This is a genomic window from Actinomadura madurae, from assembly GCF_900115095.1.
GTDB classification, from domain to species: domain Bacteria; phylum Actinomycetota; class Actinomycetes; order Streptosporangiales; family Streptosporangiaceae; genus Spirillospora; species Spirillospora madurae.
In genome coordinates, this window is sequence record NZ_FOVH01000003.1 from 142,464 (window position 1) to 162,627 (window position 20,164).

Sequence of the window (20,164 nt, forward strand, 5' to 3'; positions counted from 1 at the left end):
AGGGCCGGACGTTAGGCAAGCCCGATGAACAGAAGGGAAATCGTGTTGGCACCCATCGTGCACGTCCTCGGGGCGCGGCCGAACTTCGTCAAGGCCGCGCCGGTGATCTCCGCGCTGCGCGCCGCCGGCGCCGAGCAGACCGTGATCCACACCGGCCAGCACTACGACGCGCGGATGTCGGAGATCTTCTTCGACGAGCTGGGGCTGCCCGAGCCCGACGTCAACCTCGGCGTCGGCTCCGGCGGGCACGCCGAGCAGACCGCCGCGCTGATGATCGGGCTGGAGCGGGAGTTCACCGGGCGTTCACCCGCGCTCGCCATCGTGTACGGCGACGTGAACTCGACGATCGCCGCCGCCCTCGTCGCGGCCAAGCTGCACATCCCGGTCGCCCATGTGGAGGCCGGGCTGCGCAGCTTCGACATGACCATGCCCGAGGAGGTGAACCGCCGGGTCACCGACCAGCTGTCCGCGCTGTGCTTCGTCACCAGCCCGGAGGGGATCGGGCACCTGGCCGCCGAGGGCGTCCCGGTGGAGCGGACGCACCTGGTCGGCAACCCGATGATCGACACGCTGCTGGCGAACCTGGACTCCTTCGACACGGCCGCGGTGCGCGAGGCCCACGGGCTGCCGGAGCGGTACGTCCTCGCGACCATGCACCGCCCCGCGAACGTGGACGCCCCGGAGACGGCGGCGGTCCTCGTCCGGCACCTGCACGGCGTCGCCGACCTCGCCGACCTGGTCATCCCCGTCCACCCGCGCGGCCGGGCGAACCTGCTGGCCGCCGGCCTGGACGAGCACGCCGGGGTGCACATCCTGGAGCCGCTCGGGTACGTCGACTTCATCGCGGCGGTGCGGGGCGCGGCGGCGGTCGTCACCGACTCGGGCGGCCTCCAGGAGGAGACGACGATCCTCGGGGTGCCGTGCCTGACCGTCCGCCCGAACACCGAGCGGCCGATCACCATCACGCACGGCACCAACCGGCTCGTCACGTTCAAGGATCTGGTGCCTGGGGTTCGCAAATGCTTGGACGGGGGGCCAGGGGGGTCGTCCCCCCTGAGCGACGGAGAGTCGGGCGCTGGGGCGGGGGACCGCAGGCCGCCCCTCTGGGACGGCCAGGCCGGGCCCCGCATCGCCGAAGTGATCATGGAGTACCTGAGTGACTGACGCAGCCCGGGACGCCAAGGCGTACCAGCAGGTCGCGCGGCTGAAGGCCACGCTGCGGGAGCGCGAGGCGCGGCTCGGCGAGATGGAGAAGCGGCTCGCCGCGCTGGAGACCTCGACGGCCGTCCAGTTCGGCCGGCTCGTCGCGGGCGCCGCCCGCAACCCGAAGCGCGGCAAGCGCCTGCCCAAGGACCTGTACCGGCTGTGGCGCAAGCGCAACGCGCCGGTGCCGGCGTCCGGCTCGGGCGGCGCGGGCGGCGTCCAGCCCGATCGCGCCGACCGCCCGGAGAACCGCCTGCTCGTCGCGGGGGTGCAGGACGGCCTGATCATCGCGGGCGTGCTGAACCCCGCCACGGCGTCCGCGCTCGCCGCGCACGCCAAGGTCGTCCCGCTGTACCCGCACGACGCCGCGACCGCCCTCGGCTCCGCCGACGTGGACATGGTCGTGGTGGACGCGGCGGCCGGCGAGCCCGGCGGTCCCTGGGCGTACCTGGGCGTGCCCGGCATGTACGACCGCGATCTCGCGCTGGACGAGATCCGCCGGATCGCCGCCGCGCGCTCGCTTCCGCTCGTTCTGTGGGGCGAGGCGCCGCCCGCCGCCCTCGCGTCCCTGCGCTGGGACGCCACCGCCACGACGCCGGGCCGGCTTGCCGAGCTGCTGGAGCCCGCGCAGTTGCCGGGGGGCGTGGGGGGTCGTCCCCCCTCGAAAGGCTCAACCAGGTGAAAGGAACCACCGTGCGACCACGCGCCCTCGTCTACGGCGACGTCGACCTCAACATGATCGACGGTTCGGCGATCTGGGCCCAGGGCATGGTCCAGGCGCTCGCCCGCGCCGGCTGCGAGGTGACCCTGGTCCTCAAGGCGCCCGTGCGGACCGGCCGGCTCGTCGACCCGCTGCGCGCCCTGCCCGGCGTCACCGTCCGCAGCCCGCACGCCGAGGGGCTGTTCGACGGCCCCGGCGGCATGGTGCCCCGGCACGCCGCCGCGATCCTCGCCCGCGTCGACGCGGAGAACCCGCACGACCTCGTCGTGGTCCGGGGCCGCCGCCTCGCGGGCAAGCTGGCCATGGGCCCGCTCGCCGGGCGGCTCTGGACGTACCTCACCGACGTCCCCCAGTCCGCGGCCGAGTTCGGCGCCTCGGCCAAGGGCGAGCTGCGCCGGATCGCCGACGCCTCCCGCGTCCTGCTGTGCCAGACCGAGGAGCTGCGCGGGTTCCTGGAGGGCGCGGTCCCGGCCACGGCCGGGAAGAGCGTGCTGTTCCCGCCGGTCGTGGTGCTTCCCGAGGGCCTGGAGCCCCGTCCCGCCGGACCGCCGGACGGCCCGCTCCGCCTCGTCTACACGGGCAAGTTCGCCCCGCGCTGGAACACCTACGAGATGACGTCGCTCCCGCGCCTGCTCTCCGTCCGCGGCGTGGACGCCGAACTCCACATGGTCGGCGACAAGATCCACGACGACCCGTCCGACCCCGGTTTCGCGGCCCGGATGCGGACCGCGCTGGAGACGGGCCAGGGCGTCGTCTGGCACGGCGGCCACCCCCGCGCCGAGGCGATGCGCCTGACCGCCGCCGGCGACGTGGGCCTGTCCTGGCGCGACCCGTCCATGGACACGAGCCTCGAACTGTCCACGAAGGTCCTGGAGTGCGGGGCGCTCGGCGTCCCGGTCGTCCTCAACCGCACCCCCATGCACGAGCGGCTCCTCGGCGCCGACTACCCGCTCTTCGCCGCCACCGAGGACGACGTCCTGGACTCCCTGACCCTCATCGGCAAGAACCCCGAGGTCTTCACCCTCGCCGCGGACCGCTGCCGCGCGGCCGCCGCCGGGTTCACCCTGGACGCCGCCGCCGGGCGGCTCCGCGCGTACCTGTCCCAGGCCTTCCCCGAACCGTCCGCCAAGGTCATGGCCGTCAAGGAGCGCCGCCTCCGCGTGGGGGTGGCGGGCCATGACCTGAAGTTCTTCACCCGCCTCCTCGACTACCTCCGCTCGCGTCCCGACATGGAGGTCCGCGTCGACCACTGGGCCGCCCTGAAGGCCCACGACGAGAAGCGCAGCCAGGACCTCGTCGACTGGGCGGACGTCGTCGTCTGCGAGTGGTGCGGCCCGAACGCCCTCTGGTTCGCCGCGCGCAAACGCCCGGACCAGCGCCTCGTCGTCCGGCTCCACCGCTTCGAGCTGTACGCGAACTGGCCGAAGCAGCTCGACATCGACGCCGTCGACCGGGTGGTCTGCGTCAGCCCGCACTACTCCTCGCTGACGCGGGAGATCACCGGCTGGCCGGACGCCAAGGTCGTCACGATCCCGAACTGGGTGGACGACCACCAGCTCGACCGCGCCAAGCTCCCCGGCGCCGAGCACCACCTCGGGATGATCGGCATCGCGCCCTCCCGCAAGCGCCTGGACCTCGCGCTGGACGTCGTCGAGGAGCTGCGCCGCGACGACCCCCGCTTCACCCTCTTCGTCAAGTCCAAGCTCCCCTGGGAGTACTGGTGGATCTGGCAGAAGGAGGAGGAGCGGGCCCACTACGACAAGGTCTTCCGGCGCATCCGCCGGTCCCGCCTGCTGTCCGGAGGCGTCGTCTTCGACTCCTACGGCCGTGATGTGGCGTCCTGGCTGCGCCGCATCGGCTTCGTCCTCTCCACGAGCGACGACGAGAGCTTCCACCTGGCCCCCGCTGAAGGCATGGCGTCCGGCGCCGTCCCGGCCCTGCTCCCGTGGCCCGGCGCCGACACCATCTACGACCCGCGCTGGATCCACGAGGACACCGCGGCCATGGCCGCGTCCATCGCCACGACGGTCGCCCTGGACCGCTGGCAGGACGACGCCGAGGCGGCCCGCGGCCAGGTGACGTCCGCCTACGGCCTGGACGAGGTCTGCCGCCAGTGGACGGACCTCCTCGCCGGGGCCCTGTAGTCCGGCCGTGCAGCTCAGCCCTGGAGGGCGGGGCGAGGGACGGAGGCGAAGGGGGAGAGCGCGAACCAGCCGGGCAGGCCGCGGCGCAGCGGCTCCGGCCCCTGGATGTCGACGGCCCCGGAGCGGAGGGCCTCGGGCCAGCGGAGGTCGCCTCGCCAGATCCGGACCATGGTGCGCAGGGCGGTGGCCACCGTGACCGAGACGTCGTGGCCGGGGTCCTCGTCGCACACGTCGGCGCCGCCGGCCGAGAGGACGAACCACCAGTGGCGGGCACGCGCCGGGACGTCCTCGAAGGCGAAGAGGATCACGGTCCGGCCGTCCGGGACGTTGCCGTGGTCGACGTTGCGGCGCATGTCCCAGAGGAGCAGCTTCGGGTCGAGGTCCCGGTCGCCCAGCTCGCCGATCCAGCGGAGCCCCCACACCGCCAGGGCCTCCACGACGGGGCGCAGCTCCTCGCCCGCCGGGGTCAGCACGTAGCGGTCGCCCCGCTTGTCGACCACCCCCGCCCGGACCAGCTGGTTCAGGCGCTTGGCGAGGAGCGTGGGCGACATGCGCGGCACGCCGCGGCGCACCTCGTTGAAGCGCTCGCTCCCGGACAGCAGCTCGCGGACGATCAGCAGCGTCCAGCGCTCGTCGAGCAGTTCCATCGCCTTGGCGACGGGACAGAACTGGTAGTACGAAGCCCCCATACCGGGAAGGCTAGGTCGCCGCGCTTCCAACCACCAGATCCCGGTACAGATCCTGTACTAGGAGCGCGCCCGCCCGGCTCCTAGCGTGGACACCTCGACACGAGGGGAGCCGTCATGGGGGACGCGCTGAAGACCGCGCACCGGAGGATGTGGGCGCTGGGGGACTATCCGGAGCTGGCCGCGGAGGTCATCCCGGACCTGGGCCGCGTCCTGGTCCAGGCCGCCGGGGTCGGCCCCGGCGAGCGGGTGCTGGACGTCGCGGCGGGCGCGGGGAACGCCGCCGTCGCCGCCGCGCTCGCGGGCGCCGACGTGGTCGCGAGCGACCTGACGCCGGAACTGCTGGACGCCGGCAGGGACGCGGCGGCACGCCGCGGCGCGACGCTGCGGTGGCGGGAGGCCGACGCCGAGGCCCTGCCGTTCGCGGAGAACGAGTTCGACACCGTCCTGTCCTGCGTGGGCGTCATGTTCGCCCCGCACCACCAGGCCGCGGCGGACGAGCTGGTGCGCGTCTGCCGGCCGGGCGGCACGATCGGCCTGCTCAACTGGACGCCGGAGGGCTTCATCGGCCGGATGTTCGCCACGATGAAGCCCTACGCGCCGCCGCCCCCGCCGGGTGCGCAGCCGCCGCCGCTCTGGGGCGACCCCGGCCACGTCCGGGCGCTGCTCGGCGACCGCGTCACCGGCGTCACGGCCCGGCGGGAGACGGTCCGCGTCGACCTCTTCGAGAAGCCGGACGGCTTCCGCGACTACTTCAAGAACTACTACGGCCCGACGATCGCCGTCTACGACCGCATCGCGGACGACCCCGGCAAGGTCGCCGACCTCGACCAGGCGCTGGCCGACCTCGCCCGCGACCACGATCAGGGAGGCACGGGCCTGACCCTGGACTGGGAGTACCTGCTGGTCACCGCGCAGAAGGCGTAGCCGGATCGCATCGGGCCGGGCCGCGCCGGGCCGCCGGGTCAGCCGGAGCTGCCCACGGCGGCCTCGGCGTACTCGGCCGGAAGCTCGGAGCGGTAGGTCTCGATCTTGGCGTTCAGCTTGGCGAGGCTCCGGCTGTAGTCGCGGCTGGACAGCCAGAACTTGTAGATGATGATCAGCTCGAAGACCAGCAGGCCGGCGCCGCTGACCATCACCACGGGGATGATGGCGCCGGAGACGATCGCGGCGGCGATGGGCGCGACGATGAACACGCCCATCTGGAACTCGATGCCGCTGATCAGGTGCGGCCGGATCCCGCCCGCCATCAGCACGTTGCGGATGCGGGCGTACCAGGGGAAGCGCTGGTTGAAGCCCTGCTGCATCGCCGCGATGGCCGGGTCGTCGGCGACCACCCGGTCCTCCAGGTCGGCCTCGGGGTCCCCGGTCAGCGCCTCGGCGGAGCGCAGGTCCTCGTCGGCGTCGGGGATCTCGCCGTTGGCGCGGCGGGCCGCGAGTTCGAGCGAGCGGGCCTCCTCGCGCGCCGCGTTCAGCGTCGACCGCATCTGGGAGCGCACCTTGTAGATCTCCAGGGCGTCCATGTAGCGGAGCATGTCGAGGAAGACGACGCCGAGGGCCGTCCAGACGTAGGCGACGTTGCCGGTGGCCGCGTACTGGCCGGCCATCAGCGCGATCGCGCAGGCCAGGACGCGGACGCGGTCGAAGATGTAGTCGAGCCAGGCGCCGAAGACCGAGCCGGTGCCCTTCAACCGGGCGATCTTGCCGTCCATGCAGTCGAGCGTGAACGACAGGTGGTACAGGACCGCGCCGGCGAGCAGCCACGGCCAGGACGCGACGGCGAAGCACGCGCCCGCGCCGAGGCCGAGGATCAGCGCCGCCACGGTGAGCTGGTTGGGGGTCACGCGCGTCCGGTTGGCCGTGAACCTGACCAGCCGGGACGCGAGCGGGTCGACCAGCAGGACGGTCCACCAGGCGTCACGCGCCTTGTACGTCCGTTGCCGAACGTCATCGAGCGTGAAGTTCGCCATGGAGTTCCTTTCAGAGTGCGGAGCGGTCCGATGTTATCGGCTGTCCGGTTCAGGACACCGGCAATGTCTCCGATCCGAGATCCGCCGGTTCACATGATGATCATCGCGCTGGGTAGTGTTGCCGGGTGCGCGTCCGTTTCCTGCTCCACCTGCCGTTCGCCTGCGTGCTCGCGGTGGCGGTCTGGATCCGGGTGATCGCGGTTCTCGGCTACCCGGCGCCGATGTGGTTCGGCGACTCGCCCGAGTACCTGGAGTCCGCGATCGAGTTCCGGCCCGGGCCGACGCGTCCGAGCGGCTACCCGTTCCTGCTGTGGCTGATCAAGCCGTTCCACAGCTTCACGGTGATGGTGTCGGTGCAGCACGCGATCGGCGTGCTGACCGGCGTGCTCGTCTACGTCCTGGTCTGGCGGGCGGGCCGGGCGGCGGTGGCGCCGGGCCCACCGTCCGCCGAGACCGGACGGTGGGCGTGGCGGGCGTGGCTGCCCGGGGCTCTCGCGGCGCTGCTCACGGTCCCGGTGCTCCTGCCCGTCCACCAGGTCGCCCTTGAGCACATGCTCATGTCGGACTCGCTGTTCACCTTCCTGCTGCTCGCGGCGGTGGCCGCGGCCCTGTGGCGGCGGCGGGCGCCATGGTGGCTCGCGGCCCTGGCGGGGGTGCTCGCCGCCGCCGCCGCGCTGACGCGGTCGGCGGGTCTCCCGCTGATCGCCGTGATCCTCGTCGCGATGCTGGTCCGGCGGGCGGGCTGGCGGGCCTGCGCGGCGGCCGCGATGGCGTTCACGCTGCCGATCGTGGGCTACATGTTCTGGTTCAAGGCGGAGTACGGCCGGTTCACGATGGCCAAGGCCGGCAGCATCTGGCTCTACGGGCGCACCGCGACGTTCGCCGACTGCCGGGTCATCGAGCCCCGCCCCGAGCTGCGCGTCATGTGCCCGGAGCGCTCCGACCCGCGGATCTCCCGGCCGTTCGCCGCCATGTGGACGCCCGACTCCCCGTTCCGCGACATCCCAGGCTGGATCTACGGCGACCAGGCCGACGACCTCGCCGGCGAGTTCGCCGTGGAGGCCATCAAGGCCCAGCCCGTCGACTACGCGAAGGTCGTCGTCCGCGACACCCTGCGCGCGTTCGAGTGGAACCGCGGGCCGTACCCGACGCCCTGGACGTGGCTCCAGTACGAGTTCCCCGAAGGCGAGGCGTGGAGCGACGAGCAGGCGCTCGCCGCCGAGAAGTACGACCCCGACGGCGGCGAGACCAGGGTCGTCCGGCCCTGGGCCGGGCAGGTCCTCGCCTACCAGGATCACGTCGCCATGCCGGGGACGATCCTCGGCGTCCTGCTGCTCGGCGGGCTGGCCGCGGCCCTCCCGTACGCGAGGTCCCGCGGGCGCTGGGAGCCGCTGCGCCCCGTCCGGCACTGGGGGACCGGCGCCCTGCTCCCGTGGGGGACGAGCCTGGCGCTGCTGGTGATCCCCGCCGCGACCGCCGACTTCGACTACCGGTACGTCGTGCCCGCGGTGCCGTTCGCGTGCGTCGCGCTCGGCCTGGCGCTGCTCCCGCCGTTTCGCCGGCCGGACGAGGAGGCCGCGGAGGAGGACGACCGGCCGGCGTCCCGGGAGAAGGTCAGGTCCTAGCGGCGGCCGGTGTCACGGCGGGGCGCGGCGCGCAGCCCCTCCAGCATCCGCTCCCACTTCGCCGCCACCACGGAGACGTCGAACCGCTCCGCCGAGGCGCGGGCGTTCGCCGACATCGTGCGCCGCAGCTCCTCGTCGTCGATGAGCCGGATCAGAGTCTCGGCGAGCGCCCCGACGTCCTCCGGCGGGACGAGCAGCCCGTCCACCCCGTCGGTGATGATCTCGCGGGGGCCGCGCGGGCAGTCGAAGGCGACCACCGGCACCCCGCACGCGAACGCCTCGATGATCGTCATGCCGAACGGCTCGGCGCGCGACGACATCGCGAGGATGGACGCCTTGGCCAGCTCGCCCTCCATGTCGTCGGTCGGCTCCAGCATCAGCACGTTGTTGTACAGCCCGAGTTTCGTCGCCTTGCGGCGCAGCTCCTCGCGCCGCGGGCCGTCCCCGTGGATCCGCAGCCGCCACTCCGGACGCTTCTCCACGACCTGCGCGAACGCGCGGATGAGCAGGTCATAGCCCTTGATCCAGACCACCCGCCCGGCCGCGACGACGACCTTGTTCTCCTGCCGGGAGCGCGGGAACACCCGCGCGGGCAGGCCGTTCCCGATCGTGTGGACGGGGCAGGACCCGTCCGGGAGCATCCGCTCGTAGTCCTCGGTGTCGGCGGCCGTCAGGCAGGTGAGCGCGTCCAGCCGCGGGTACCACTTCTCGATCTCGGCGAGGATCCCGGCGTCGTTGATGCCTAACTGGAGGTGCTCCTGCCCGACCACGATGATCCTGCGGGGCGCCAGCCGCGCCGCCATCAGGTTGAGCCCCGCGCGGGTGGTGACGAGCACGTCGGTGCGGAGCCTGCGCAGGAACCGGCCGATCCGCTCGTCGGTCCACGCGGAGTACTTGTTGAAGCTGCGCTCCTCCGGGTGGACGAGCGCGCTCGGCTCGGCCGTCAGCCGTTTCGCCCGCCCGGCGTTCGGCCACCCGATCTTGGCCTCCGGCCGGACGTCGACCAGGGAGCGCACCCGGACCCGGTCCGACAGCGGGAACACCGGCCGGTCGGCCGTGCGCCGCACGCTGACGATCTCCACGTCGTGCCGCCGGGACAGCTCGTCGGCCAGCGTGAAGGTGGTGCGCACCGTGCCGTCGATCGTGAAGGCCTCCAGCAGCAGGAAGGTGATCTTCACGATCCGGCGTCCTCGGGGACGAGGTGGCAGGCGATCGACAGCTCGTCGTCCAGCGTGTAGTACGGCCGCACGGTCATCTCCCGGTCGGCGGACGCGGTCACCTGCCGAGGATAGGACAGCGTGCCGCGCTTGCCCGGCGCGTCGTCCAGCCGGGTGGCGAGGCGGGCGTGCACGGCGTCGCCGACGTCCAGCCACAGGTCCCAGAGGGCGGGCTCCCAGGCGGCGAACGCGCGGACGTCCAGGCGGGCCTCGAACTCGGTCCCGTCGAGGCGGACGTCCCACGTCACGGCGCCCTCGCGCTTGCGCGCCACGGCGACGAGGCGGGCCTTCTCCCCGGGCTGCGGGCCCGCGTACGCGAGCCGGCCGACGATCCTGATGTCGCCGCCGCCCGGATGCACGGCCTCGACCTCGGCGTGCGGGACCACCTCGTGGATCTCCAGCGTCGCCCGCCCGTCCGGCAGCCGGACGACGCGTGCGGCGCGGTCGCGGGGCAGGGCGGCGTAGGCGCGGAGCCCGTCGTGGGAGAAGCCGGGGTCGTCGGTCAGCAGCGGGCGGGCGATCGAGCCCGCCTCGACGAGGACCTCCCAGGCGCCAGGCGCGAGCCCGGCCACCGGCAGGGTCACCGAGAGGCGGTCGCCGGTGAGGGGCTCGGCCCGGCCGTCGCCGGACGCGCCGTGCCGCAGCACGATCCGCGTCCCGTCCGGTACGGGGGCGGGCCAGCGGATGAGCAGGTCGTCATCCGGCCCGACCCTGCAATGATCAGCAACCGCGTTCACGGTCCCTTCGCCTTCCCCGATGTCGAGGGCGCAGGCGCGCAGCCTACCAACGCCCCCGCGATGCTCTCGCGCGTGTTCGGTCCCACTGGCCTCAACCGGTCGCGTCGAAGACCCGGTCGACGGTGCGGGCCGCGGCCCTGCCGTCGTCGAGCGGGCAGAAGCGGTCGACGAAGGCCTTGTAGCGGTCCCGGTGCCCGGCCGTGGCGGACTCGACGTCGCGGATCGCCTCGATCAGGTCGTCGGAGGTCTCCACCAGCGGGCCCGGCGACTCGGCCTCGAAGTCGAAGTAGAAGCCGCGCAGCCGGTCCCGGTAGTCGGCCAGGTCGTAGGTGAAGAACAGCATGGGCCGGCCGGTGTTGGCGTAGTCGAACATCACCGACGAGTAGTCGCTGATCATCATGTCGGAGATCAGGTACAGCTCGGTGATGTCGGGGTACAGCGACACGTCCCGGACGAAGCCGTGCTCGTCCTCGGTGACGCCGTCCACGACGTTGGTGTGCAGCCGGACGAGCAGGACGTGGTCGTCGCCGAGCGCGGCGCGGGCGCGCTCCAGGTCGAGCCGCATGTCGAACTTGTAGCGGCCGCGGCTGTAGTACTGGTCGTCGCGCCATGTCGGCGCGTACAGCACGACCCGCTTGTCCTGGGGGATGCGGAGCCGCTCCTTGACCTGCTTGGCGACCGCGTCCGCCTCGGGGCTGTGCATCAGGTCGTTGCGCGGGTAGCCGACCTCCAGCATCTCGCCCTTGAACGCGAACGCCCGGCGGAAGATCTCCGTGCTGAACGGGTTCGGGGACAGCAGGTGGCTCCACTCGGGCACGGACGGCCCGGCGGACTTCGCCTGCAGCGCCTTCTTCATGCCGGGCGCGTACGCGAAGTGCACCTCCTTGATGTCGCTGCCGATCTTCTTCAGCGGGGTGCCGTGCCACGTCTGCAGGACGACCTGGTCGGGGTGCCGCCGGAACGCGTCGCCCAGCCGGTGGTTGGTCACGATGTAGCGGGACGTGGCGAGCGCCTCGTTCCACTCGCGGCCGTTGAGCCGCACGGCCTTCAGCGTGCTCGGCAGCTCCACCTGCGCGTCGTTGACCACCCACAGCTGCTCCAGGTCCATGCCGCGGCGCAGCAGCTCCTGGTGGACGGCCTTCGGGCTGTCGGAGTACTGCCGCCCGCTGAAGCAGGAGAACACGACCGCGTCGCGCAGGCCGTCGCGGTCGACGCGGCGGCGCGCCTCCTCCCTGTACTTGGCGCCGGCGCTCCTCTCCTCCGCGGAGACGTCGCCGGTCACCGCGACGGCGAGCCGCCCGTCCCGGGACTCCAGCGCGTACCCGCGGCGCGCGACCTCCAGCGGCTCCGGCAGGCCCTGCTGCGCCGGCCCCGACAGCCGGACGGTCAGCGCCCGGCCGCCCTGCGGGCGGAACAGCACGTCCCAGCGGCCGGGGCGCAGCGGCAGGACGCCCGCGACGCCCGGCACGGCCGCGACCGGCACCTCGGCGCGCAGCACGCCCGACGACGGGTCGGCGACGAGGTCGAACGCGTGCTCCTTGCGGCGGCCCCGGCCGCGCAGCACGATCTGCCCGCCGTCGTGGGCGGGGTGCGTCGCGGTCAGCGCCAGCGTGCCGTCCGGCCGCCAGACGCAGTCGTCGACGGCGAGCCGGACGGTGGTGCGCCGCACCCGCAGGTAGCCGCTCGGGCCGCGGCCCGCGCTCACCTCCAGCGGGCCGAACGTGCGCTCGGCGTCGTCGACGCCCTCGGCGAGGACGAGGGGGCGGCCCGCGACGGAGGCCGTCCAGTCGCGGGTGTCGTCGATCTGCTCGGCCGGCATCGGAGACCCTTCCAGGTCCGCCGGATCGATCCGGGCGGTGAACCCGCCCTCGGCCGCGGTGACCGGCACCCGGACGCGGTCGTCGCCGAGCGCCAGCTCCAGCTCCGCGGGCGCCGGGCCCTCCGCGGCCACCTCGACGGCCAGCGCGTTGTCCTCCCAGCGCAGCGCGGTGGCGCGCGCCGTGACCCTCTCGACCTTGATGACGAGGCGGCCGTCCTCGATCCGCGGGACGACGCGCACGTCGTCGGCGACGTAGTGGTACGGCGGGTGGGCGCCGCTGCCGGAGCTGCCGCCGCGCAGCGGGCCCTGCCGGAACACCCCCGCGTTCAGCACGGACGCGTCGACGCTCCAGGTGCCCTCCTCCCAGCGCCCGTGGTCGCGGAGCCGGTTCGCGTCGAAGGTGAACTCGAACCCCGACCAGCCCGACTTCTTGCCGGGCTTCGGCGTCTGCCGCGCCCGCGCGACGATCTTCCGGTCGCCGGACCGCAGCGTCATCGTCTTCACCGACGTCCAGCGGCGCCGCATGCTGACCGAGTTGATGTAGGCCTCGCCGGTGACGGTGAGCGTGTCGCCCGACCAGCTCACCGCGTGCACCCGGCCCCGCAGCCGCACCTCGTCGCGGGCCCGGTAGACCTCGCGGGGGATGTCGAGCTTGGCGTCCTTCCAGTACGGGTAGACGACGTACCGGCGCAGCGGGTCGCGGACGATCGACGGCGACGCCTTCCCGCGCTCGTACCGGACGACCTTCACCAGCTCCGTCGTGCGGCCCGTGGTGGCGAGATGCCACTTCAGCCGGGTCAGCGCGGGCACCTCGCCGAGCAGCTTCGCGGGCAGCCCGGACGCGTACGCCGCCGCCTGCGCGACGACCTGGTCGCGTTCCTCGGCGGGCACGTCCGGCAGCGCGTCCAGGAACACCCGCAGCTCGTCGCCGGTCGCGAGCAGCCGCACGCGCCGCAGCGACCGGGTGTGGCCGTGCTCGCCGAGCCAGCCGGTGGCGAGCGTGACGGCGCCGAACCCGTCCGCGATCTCCTGCGCCTCCGTGGTCGCGGGGATCGGCTCGCGCCGCCGGTGCAGGACGACGTCGGGCAGCACGTCGACGCCCTGCGCGAGGTGCAGCGCCTGGAGCACGACCGGCAGGTCGTCGTACCGGCCGAGATCGGGGAACTCCAGCCCGCGGGCCGTCCAGAAGGACCGGCGGAACAGCTTGCCGGAGATCCTGCGCTCGGCGACGAGGTCGGGGGTGCGCCGCACGTCCGTCCCGGTGACCGGGTCGAGGGACGCCCTGACGGGCCGCCACGCGTGCACCTGCCCCGTCCACCGGTGCACGGCCTCGCGGCCGAGCGCGATGTCCGAGCCGGACGCCTCCAGCGCCGCGCCCAGCGTCGCCACCGCGTCGGCGGGGAACTCGTCGCCGCCGTTGACGAACAGCAGGAACTCGCCGTCGCTCTCGGCGACGCCGAGGTTGCGCGCGGCGCCCCGGCTGAGCGCGCCCTGCCGGACGATCCGGAACCGGTCGTCGGGGACGGCGGTCTCGGCGGTCGCGCCGGTGCCGTCGTCCATCACGAGCACGGCGAGGTCCGGGTGCGTCTGGGCGGCGAGGGACGCGAGGGTGCCGTCCAGAGACTCTCCGGCTCCGTGCGCGAGCACGATCACGCTGATCCTGCTGACGGACAAGCGACCCACTCCTTTGTTCACTTGGCCAGGGCCCGCGGCGATGCCGGCGGGCCTGTCGGTACTTCACGCGGCGGGCGGGCGCCTGGGAGCGTGAGGGGGTGTGCGCCGGATGCTACTGCGGCGCGGGCGACGATGGGGGCTGGTGCGGAGGATTCGGGATTTTCTCCCCGAGGAACATCCGCCGGACGGCGCGCTCGGCGGCGTTGCCGTCGTCCCACGGGCAGAACCGGGCGCGGAAGTTCGCGAGGTTCTTCGCCGCGGCGTCGCTCCAGGCCGCCCGGGACACGAACGCGTCGACCAGCTCGGCCTCCGTCGCGGCGACGACCCCGGGCGGCGTGGCCGTCAGGTCGAAGTTGACGCCGCGGGTGAGCTTGTAGGTCTCCCAGTCGTTGGCGTAGATCACGATCGGCCGGTCGAGGTTGGCGTAGTCGAACATCACCGAGGAGTAGTCGGTGAGCAGCGCGTCCGAGGCGATCATGAGGTCCTCGACGGACGGGTGCTTGGAGACGTCGATGACCCGGCCCTCCGGCCAGCCCATGTCCGCCGCCAAGTTCTTGATCTTGTAGTAGTAGTGCGCCCGCAGCAGCAGCACGTGCCCCTCGCCGAGCCGGGCCATGACCCGCCCGATGTCGAACATCGGGCTGTAGCGGCGCTGGTAGTCGCGGTGCGTCGGCGCGTACAGGATCGCGGTCGCGTTGCCCGGGACGCCCAGCTCGGCGCGCATCCGGGTGCGCTCGTCCTCGGTGGTCCGCACGAGCCGGTCGTTGCGCGGGTAGCCGATCTCCAGCATCTCGTAGTCGCACGGGAACCCGCGCTCCCACGCCTCGGTCGACAGCGGGTTGGACGACACGAGGTAGTCCCAGCGGTCGGACCGGGTGATGAGGGCCTTGAAGTCCATGTCGTTGGCGCCGACCGGGTACTCCATCTGGTCGAGGCCCATCTTCTTCAGCGGCGTGCCGTGCTGCGTCATCATGTGCACCTGCCCCGGCCGCTTCACGTAGTTGTCGGGGAAGTTCACGTTGTTGACGAAGTACTTCGCGCGGGCCAGCGTCCGGTAGTACTCGGCGGACCCGGCGACGACGTAGTCGACGCCCTCCGGCATGGTCTTGCGCGCCCCCGGCTTCACCACCCACACCGGGGTGATGTGCGGGGCCAGCTCGCGGACCTTCTCGTAGATCGCCGCGGGGTTGCAGGCGTACCCGCGGTACCAGTACGCGGCGAACACGGCGAGGTTCTCGTCGATCGGGAGGCGCCGCTGCATGTGGTAGTAGCGCTCCTTGGCCAGCTCCTTGCCGAGCAGCACGCCGCGCCTGCGGATGCGGGCGCTCTTGGTGGCCTTGCGCTTCGCCTTGTCGCGGGCCTCGGCGGCGCGGACGCGCTGGAAGCCCCGGTAGTCGTTCGCCTTGATCAGCCGGTGCTTCTCGGCGAGGTACGGCTTGTCCTCCGGGTCCGGCGGGACGTACCCGGGCGGCTCGTACCGGTTGTAGGTCTTCGACATCTCGGCGAAGAACCGCTCGTTCTCCGACTCGTGGACGCGGTCGCCGCGCTCGATGATGACGAGCAGGTGCCAGATCGTCCGGCTGAACATCAGCGGCCGGAACTGGTCGGCCTCCGGCCCCATCGCGTCCATGAACTCGAAGATGCGGTCGTACTGCGCGAACGCGTCGAAGTGCTTGGCGCCGGTCGTCTTGGTGATCGCGCCGCGGCGGCGCTGCCGGTAGATGTAGCAGACCCGGTCCAGCAGGCTGAGCCGCTCGGCGGCCATCAGGATCGGGTAGGTGACGTTGACGTCCTCGTAGTAGCCGCCGCTGAACCGCAGCCCGAGGTCGAGCAGGAACTCCCGGCGGATCGCCTTGTTCCACGCCGTCATCATCATCTCGAGCACGCTCTGCCGCTCGGCCAGCGTGAACACGTCCGGCGCCGGCGGCTCGCGGAACAGGTGGTTGATGATGCTGCGCTTGACCTTGCCGTTCCAGTAGGAGCGGGCGTAGTCGAAGACGAGCACGTCGGGGCGGGTCTCGGCGAGCCGGTCGCAGATGGCGCGGACGGCGCCCTCGGTCGCGTAGTCGTCGCTGTCGAAGAACCAGACGTAGTCGCCGGTCGCCATGTCGAGGCCGACGTTGCGGGCGTGCCCGAGCCCGACGTTCTCGGTGAGGTGCCGCACCTTGACGCGCGAGTCCCGCTCGGCGAACTCGTCCAGAATCTCGCCGCAGCCGTCCGGTGAGTGGTCGTCGACCGCGATGACCTCGAGGTTGGGCAGATCCGGGTCGAGGATCGAGTCCATACATTGCCGGATGTACCCCTGCACTTTGTGCACGGGCACGATGATGCTCAGGGAGACGTGGTGATCAGAGCTCACGCGTAGACCAATCAGCTACTCGGTGAATCTGGACTATACCCGCAGATCGCCGTTGAATCTTATGTCCGCCCATGGGCGGGCTTGAGCAACCACCGCGCGTCGGGCTCCACGGCCCACCGCGTGAGCCGCTGGACGGGCGCGGTGGCGAGGACGACGCCGAGCGCCACGCAGGCGAGCGTGACCGCGACGATGCCGAGCGGTTCGTGCAGGAACGGCTTGTCCAGCATGCCGGTGTAGTCGAACGTCTTCACGATGAGCCCGTGGAGCAGGTACACGTACATCGTCCGGGTGCCCATCTCGGTGTACCAGGCGCGCCCGCGCGGGACGCAGGCGAGGAACGCGGCGCCGAGCAGGACGGCGAACGCCAGCGTCACGAGACGCCAGGTCATTCCCTCCGCGGCGCCGAACCCCAGGTCCGCGTAGCCCTTGTTCCAGTACAGGAAACCCGTGTCGATCCTGGGGACGACGTCGCCGAGCCGCCAGACGTAGGCGACGGGCAGCGCCGCGGCGAGCACGGCGAGCCCCGCCCAGCGCGCCCATCCGGCGCGCAGCCGGCGCACGTGCTCGGGCTTGATCGTCAGCCCGAGGACGAACAGCGGCAGCAGCCCGGCCGCCCGGCTGACCGTCGAGTCGGCGGTGAACGCCCAGCTGCCCGCGACCAGGCTCAGCGCGACGGAGATCGCCACGGGGTGGCGCAGGTGGCCCCAGAGCGGGGCGCTCAGCCGCCACAGGACCAGCGCCACGAGGAACCACATCAGGAAATGCGGCCGGAAGATCTCGCTCAACCGGAAGTCGACGTCGTTGATGAATATCAATTGCGCCCGGTAAAGCAGGATGAATATCACATAGGGAACGACAAGGGTCGGGAAAATGCTGCGGAACTTGTCCGTCGACCGCATGAACCCGCGCGAGAAGTAGCCGGAGATGAAGACGAAGACCGGCATATGGAAGGCGTACAGGACGACGTAGGCGGCGTCCACCGCGTTGCTGTCGCCGAGTTGCGCCCACACGTGGCCGAGCACGACCAGGATGGCCGTGAAGAACTTGGCGTTGTCGAAGTAGGCGTCCCGCTGCTTGGGCGCGGGAGCGGGCGGGGGCGTGGCCGGCTCGCCGGCGGGCGTCCTGACGTCCGGCGCGATGGCCGGGGACGTGCCGCCCGGGGCGGTCGCACCGCCCGGGACGGGGGGTGCGCCGCCGGTGGCGGGATGCGGGGTCGGGAGGATGTCGGTCATAGCTCCGGGGCTGGCCCTAGCGGGAGCGTGCGGGCCGTCGCAGGGGGGTGAACACCCAGGTCATCTTCGGCTCCAGTGCCCAGCTCATCGTCCGGACGACGGGCTTGGAACACAGGAACGTACCGACCACCAGGGCGCCGACGATCACGATGACCACCCCGGGCGGGGTGTGCATCCAGTCGGCGCCCCACCAGCCGGTGAAGTTCAGGAGGCGGGTGACGAACCCGTGCAGCAGGTAGGCGTACAGCGTGTAGGCGCCGAGGTGGGTGAACCAGTGCTCCCGGCGCGGGATCAGGCTGAGGAACGCGGCGACGCACACGATCGCGAAGGCGAACATCGCGAGCCGCATCAGCGTCCCGGCGAAGTTGCCGACCCCGAGGTCCTCGTGCGCGTGCTTCCAGTAGATCCAGTTGCGCGACATGTGGTTCATGACCAGGTACGTCCCGGCGAGGCCGGCGGCGAGCACCACGGCCCCGATCGGCCGCGCGATCGGCTTCTTCAGCAGCTCGAAGTGCACCGGCTTCAGGCAGAGGCCGAGGACGTAGAACGGGAGCAGCCCGAGCACCCGGTGGATGTCGAACGTGCCGCCGATGTCGCTCATGTACGACAGCAGCGCGAACACCAGCGCGACGGCGAGCGGCCAGCGGATCTGCTGCCAGACCGGGGTGGACAGCCGCCACATGAACAGCGCGCACAGGAACCACGTCAGGTAGTACGGGTTCAGCAGGCTGATCTCCAGCTCGTTGCGCCCGGCGAGCCAGTCGTACAGCGAATAGGCGACCTCGAACACCACGTACGGCACGCCGACGTTGGTGATGAGCTTGCGCGCCTTGCCGCCGGCGAACGTCCAGTTCCGCGAGAAGTAGCCGGTGATCACGATGAACAGCGGCATGTGGAACATGTAGATGAAGATGTACAGGCCCTTGGCCAGCGGGACGTTCAGCAGGTTGGCCAGGGAGTGCCCCGCCACCACCAGCAGGATCGCGAAGTACTTGGCGTTGTCGAAGAACGGGTCGCGCTTCTTGGCGGGCCGCGGCGCCGGCGTGGTGGCCGGAGCCGTCGCGGTGCCGGGAGCCGCGGCCGCTCCTGCGACGGCGACGCCGGGCGCCTCCGCCGCGGAGGGCACCGTCTCTGAAGGCACCGTCTCTGGGGGGATCGCCTCCGCGGGCGGCGCGCCCGGGTCGCCGAACGCCGTTGGATCGGTCCGCTGTGCCGTCTCGCCCCCACTGGGCCTGGTGGTGTAGGTCATACGGCTGCCCGGTCAGGTTCCCTTGCAGATGTCGTCACTTGCGCGGATCTCGCCCTGCTGCTTCGGAATGCCGCCGCCGGAACTCTTGAGGTTCGTCCAGTTCCGCCCGACCACGAGGTCGACGACGCCCGGCGTGCCGCCCGAGGTGCGCGCCGTCGGCTGCGGGGCGCTCGGGATCAGCGCGGTCAGGGTCCGGGCCTGCTGGTCGGCGCCGGCACCGTACAGCACCTTCGTGGCGGAGGCGGGGGCGGGCGCGTTCCCGCCGACCGTGACCTGGAAGCCCTGCGACTCCAGGTCGTCGGCCACCCGGCCGGCCTGGCCGTCGATGCCGCTGCCGTTGTAGACCCGCACCCGCACCTGGCTCGGCGGGATCTTCGAGGCGCCCGGCTTGGGCTCCTTCGGCACCGTCTTGTCGTTGCGGACGGCCGCGAAGAACGGCGTGGCCGCGTCGGTGAGCGCCACCCGGTTCGGGTCGGCCGGGTCGGGCCCGGACGGGACGGTCACGAACCGCAGCTTGCCGGAGGTCATGCCCTGCATCTCCTGGGCGATGTCCATCATGACCTGCGGCTTCAGCTCCTTGTCGGTGGTGAGCGACTTGGTGACCGCGTTCATCAGCGTGTAGAGCTTGCGCGGGTTGCTCAGCACGCCCGCGCTCATCGCCTTGGCGGCGAGGGCGCCCATGAACTTCTGCTGGCGCTTGATGCGGTCGGTGTCGGAGCCGTCGCCGAGGCCGTGCCGGACGCGCACGTACGCCAGCGCCGTCTCTCCGCTGATCTCGTGCTTGCCCTTGCTCAGCCGGAGGCCGGACTTCGGGTCGTTGACGCTCTTCGACAGGCACACCGGGACGCCGCCGACCGCCTTGGTGATGGTCTTGAAGCCGTTGAAGTCGACCTGCATGAAGTGGTCGATCCGGATGTTGGAGAGGCTCTCGATCGTCTTGATGACGCAGGCCGCGCCGCCGTTGGTGAACGCGGAGTTGATCTGCGCGCGGGACTGCGCCGGGATCACCCCGCCGTTGCGGCTCTTGCAGGACGGCATCCGGACCATCAGGTCGCGCGGGAAGCTGATGCCCATCGCCTGCCCGCCGCCGGGCGACAGGTGCAGCAGGATCATCGTGTCCGAGCGCGGCGCCTCGTTCTTCAGCCGCCGGCCGTACTTGGCGTTGGCCCCCGCGCGGGTGTCGGACCCGAGCAGGAGGATGTTCATCGCGTTGTTCAGCTTCTTCGGCCGGTTGGGTCCGAGCTGCGCGTTGACGTCCTCGTGGGAGATGTTGCCGAACGCCTTGCGGTACAGGCCGTAGGCGGTGAGAGAGCCCACCACCATGACCGCCGACAGTCCGATGCACACCCAACCGAGGATGCGCCAGCCGCGTCGAGGCGCCGACTGCGGGTCGGCGTCGTCGACGTACTCCATGTACATCGGGTTGCTGTTCATCGGCTCCGAGGTCCGGGGGTCTGGGCGGTTCCCGGGGGTGTGGGGTCGGCCCCCCACGGGGTTGGACCGCTTTCAGGGGTCGGTGACGGGACTG

General features: G+C 71.9%; 14 protein-coding genes. 5 read left to right on the plus strand and 9 right to left on the minus strand.

Translation table 11 applies throughout. From position 1 onward, the window contains the following. Nucleotides 1-24 precede the first annotated feature (24 nt). From wecB to BM339_RS10300, 3 genes are read left to right on the plus strand one after another with little or no spacing between them, the layout of a single operon-like run. Nucleotides 25-1,164 carry a non-hydrolyzing UDP-N-acetylglucosamine 2-epimerase gene (wecB, locus tag BM339_RS10290; protein ID WP_033330215.1) on the plus strand — a complete coding sequence of 380 codons (1,140 nt, stop codon included), beginning with the start codon at nt 25-27 and terminating at the stop codon, nt 1,162-1,164. Then, nucleotides 1,157-1,885 carry a hypothetical protein gene (locus tag BM339_RS10295; RefSeq protein ID WP_075020696.1) on the plus strand — a complete coding sequence of 243 codons (729 nt, stop codon included), beginning with the start codon at nt 1,157-1,159 and terminating at the stop codon, nt 1,883-1,885. The genes wecB and BM339_RS10295 overlap by 8 nt, the downstream gene beginning before the upstream one ends. 53 nt (nt 1,886-1,938) lie before the next feature. Further along, on the plus strand, nt 1,939-4,068 hold the full coding sequence (locus tag BM339_RS10300; protein WP_075020945.1) for a glycosyltransferase family protein: 2,130 nt from the start codon (nt 1,939-1,941) through the stop codon (nt 4,066-4,068). Nucleotides 4,069-4,082: 14 nt separating this feature from the next. Here BM339_RS10300 and BM339_RS10305 read toward each other — a convergent pair whose 3' ends face one another. Further along, the gene (locus BM339_RS10305) at nt 4,083-4,757 is read right to left on the minus strand and encodes a winged helix-turn-helix transcriptional regulator (protein ID WP_075020697.1); all 675 of its coding nucleotides are present in this window, start codon (nt 4,755-4,757) and stop codon (nt 4,083-4,085) included. Between the two features lie 114 nt (nt 4,758-4,871). On the opposite strand from BM339_RS10305, the gene BM339_RS10310 reads away from it, so the two are divergent. Further along, complete coding sequence (locus tag BM339_RS10310) at nt 4,872-5,681, plus strand: class I SAM-dependent methyltransferase (RefSeq protein WP_075020698.1); 810 nt, start codon at nt 4,872-4,874, stop codon at nt 5,679-5,681. A gap of 38 nt (nt 5,682-5,719) precedes the next feature. On the opposite strand, the gene BM339_RS10315 is transcribed toward BM339_RS10310, so the two are convergent. Further along, on the minus strand, nt 5,720-6,724 hold the full coding sequence (locus BM339_RS10315; RefSeq protein WP_075020699.1) for a CDP-alcohol phosphatidyltransferase family protein: 1,005 nt from the start codon (nt 6,722-6,724) through the stop codon (nt 5,720-5,722). Between the two features lie 125 nt (nt 6,725-6,849). On the opposite strand from BM339_RS10315, the gene BM339_RS10320 reads away from it, so the two are divergent. Beyond that, the gene (locus BM339_RS10320) at nt 6,850-8,349 is read left to right on the plus strand and encodes a hypothetical protein (RefSeq protein ID WP_021599347.1); all 1,500 of its coding nucleotides are present in this window, start codon (nt 6,850-6,852) and stop codon (nt 8,347-8,349) included. Here the strand turns inward: BM339_RS10320 and BM339_RS10325 are convergent. The 7 genes from BM339_RS10325 to BM339_RS10355 form a co-directional block, all read right to left on the minus strand. Further along, nucleotides 8,346-9,527 (minus strand): glycosyltransferase family 4 protein, encoded by a 1,182-nt coding sequence (locus tag BM339_RS10325; protein WP_021599348.1) that lies wholly within the window; start codon nt 9,525-9,527, stop codon nt 8,346-8,348. The genes BM339_RS10320 and BM339_RS10325 overlap by 4 nt on opposite strands. Further along, nucleotides 9,524-10,303, minus strand: coding sequence for a hypothetical protein (locus BM339_RS10330; protein ID WP_143118345.1), 780 nt, complete (start codon nt 10,301-10,303; stop codon nt 9,524-9,526). Before BM339_RS10330 ends, BM339_RS10325 begins: the two co-directional genes overlap by 4 nt. A gap of 91 nt (nt 10,304-10,394) precedes the next feature. Beyond that, nucleotides 10,395-13,796 carry a bifunctional glycosyltransferase/CDP-glycerol:glycerophosphate glycerophosphotransferase gene (locus BM339_RS10335; RefSeq protein WP_075020700.1) on the minus strand — a complete coding sequence of 1,134 codons (3,402 nt, stop codon included), beginning with the start codon at nt 13,794-13,796 and terminating at the stop codon, nt 10,395-10,397. Between the two features lie 112 nt (nt 13,797-13,908). Beyond that, on the minus strand, nt 13,909-16,155 hold the full coding sequence (locus BM339_RS10340; protein WP_337959906.1) for a bifunctional glycosyltransferase/CDP-glycerol:glycerophosphate glycerophosphotransferase: 2,247 nt from the start codon (nt 16,153-16,155) through the stop codon (nt 13,909-13,911). A 59-nt stretch (nt 16,156-16,214) separates the two neighbouring features. After that, nucleotides 16,215-17,387: an acyltransferase family protein gene (locus BM339_RS10345; protein ID WP_075020701.1), complete on the minus strand. Its 1,173-nt coding sequence runs from the start codon at nt 17,385-17,387 to the stop codon at nt 16,215-16,217. A 16-nt stretch (nt 17,388-17,403) separates the two neighbouring features. After that, complete coding sequence (locus BM339_RS10350; protein ID WP_081842270.1) at nt 17,404-18,636, minus strand: acyltransferase family protein; 1,233 nt, start codon at nt 18,634-18,636, stop codon at nt 17,404-17,406. Nucleotides 18,637-18,648: 12 nt separating this feature from the next. Then, nucleotides 18,649-20,070 (minus strand): LCP family protein, encoded by a 1,422-nt coding sequence (locus BM339_RS10355; protein ID WP_024934313.1) that lies wholly within the window; start codon nt 20,068-20,070, stop codon nt 18,649-18,651. Between the last annotated feature and the right edge of the window lie 94 nt (nt 20,071-20,164).

What these genes read in the sequence shown, in the direction of transcription:
- BM339_RS10350 (WP_081842270.1), bottom strand. Translation starts at nt 18,636, where the DNA reads ATGACCTACACCACCAGGCCCAGTGGGGGCGAGACGGCACAGCGGACC.
- BM339_RS10345 (WP_075020701.1), bottom strand. Translation starts at nt 17,387, where the DNA reads ATGACCGACATCCTCCCGACCCCGCATCCCGCCACCGGCGGCGCACCC.
- BM339_RS10305 (WP_075020697.1), bottom strand. Translation starts at nt 4,757, where the DNA reads ATGGGGGCTTCGTACTACCAGTTCTGTCCCGTCGCCAAGGCGATGGAA.
- BM339_RS10310 (WP_075020698.1), top strand. Translation starts at nt 4,872, where the DNA reads ATGGGGGACGCGCTGAAGACCGCGCACCGGAGGATGTGGGCGCTGGGG.
- BM339_RS10355 (WP_024934313.1), bottom strand. Translation starts at nt 20,070, where the DNA reads ATGAACAGCAACCCGATGTACATGGAGTACGTCGACGACGCCGACCCG.
- BM339_RS10315 (WP_075020699.1), bottom strand. Translation starts at nt 6,724, where the DNA reads ATGGCGAACTTCACGCTCGATGACGTTCGGCAACGGACGTACAAGGCG.
- BM339_RS10300 (WP_075020945.1), top strand. Translation starts at nt 1,939, where the DNA reads ATGATCGACGGTTCGGCGATCTGGGCCCAGGGCATGGTCCAGGCGCTC.
- wecB (WP_033330215.1), top strand. Translation starts at nt 25, where the DNA reads ATGAACAGAAGGGAAATCGTGTTGGCACCCATCGTGCACGTCCTCGGG.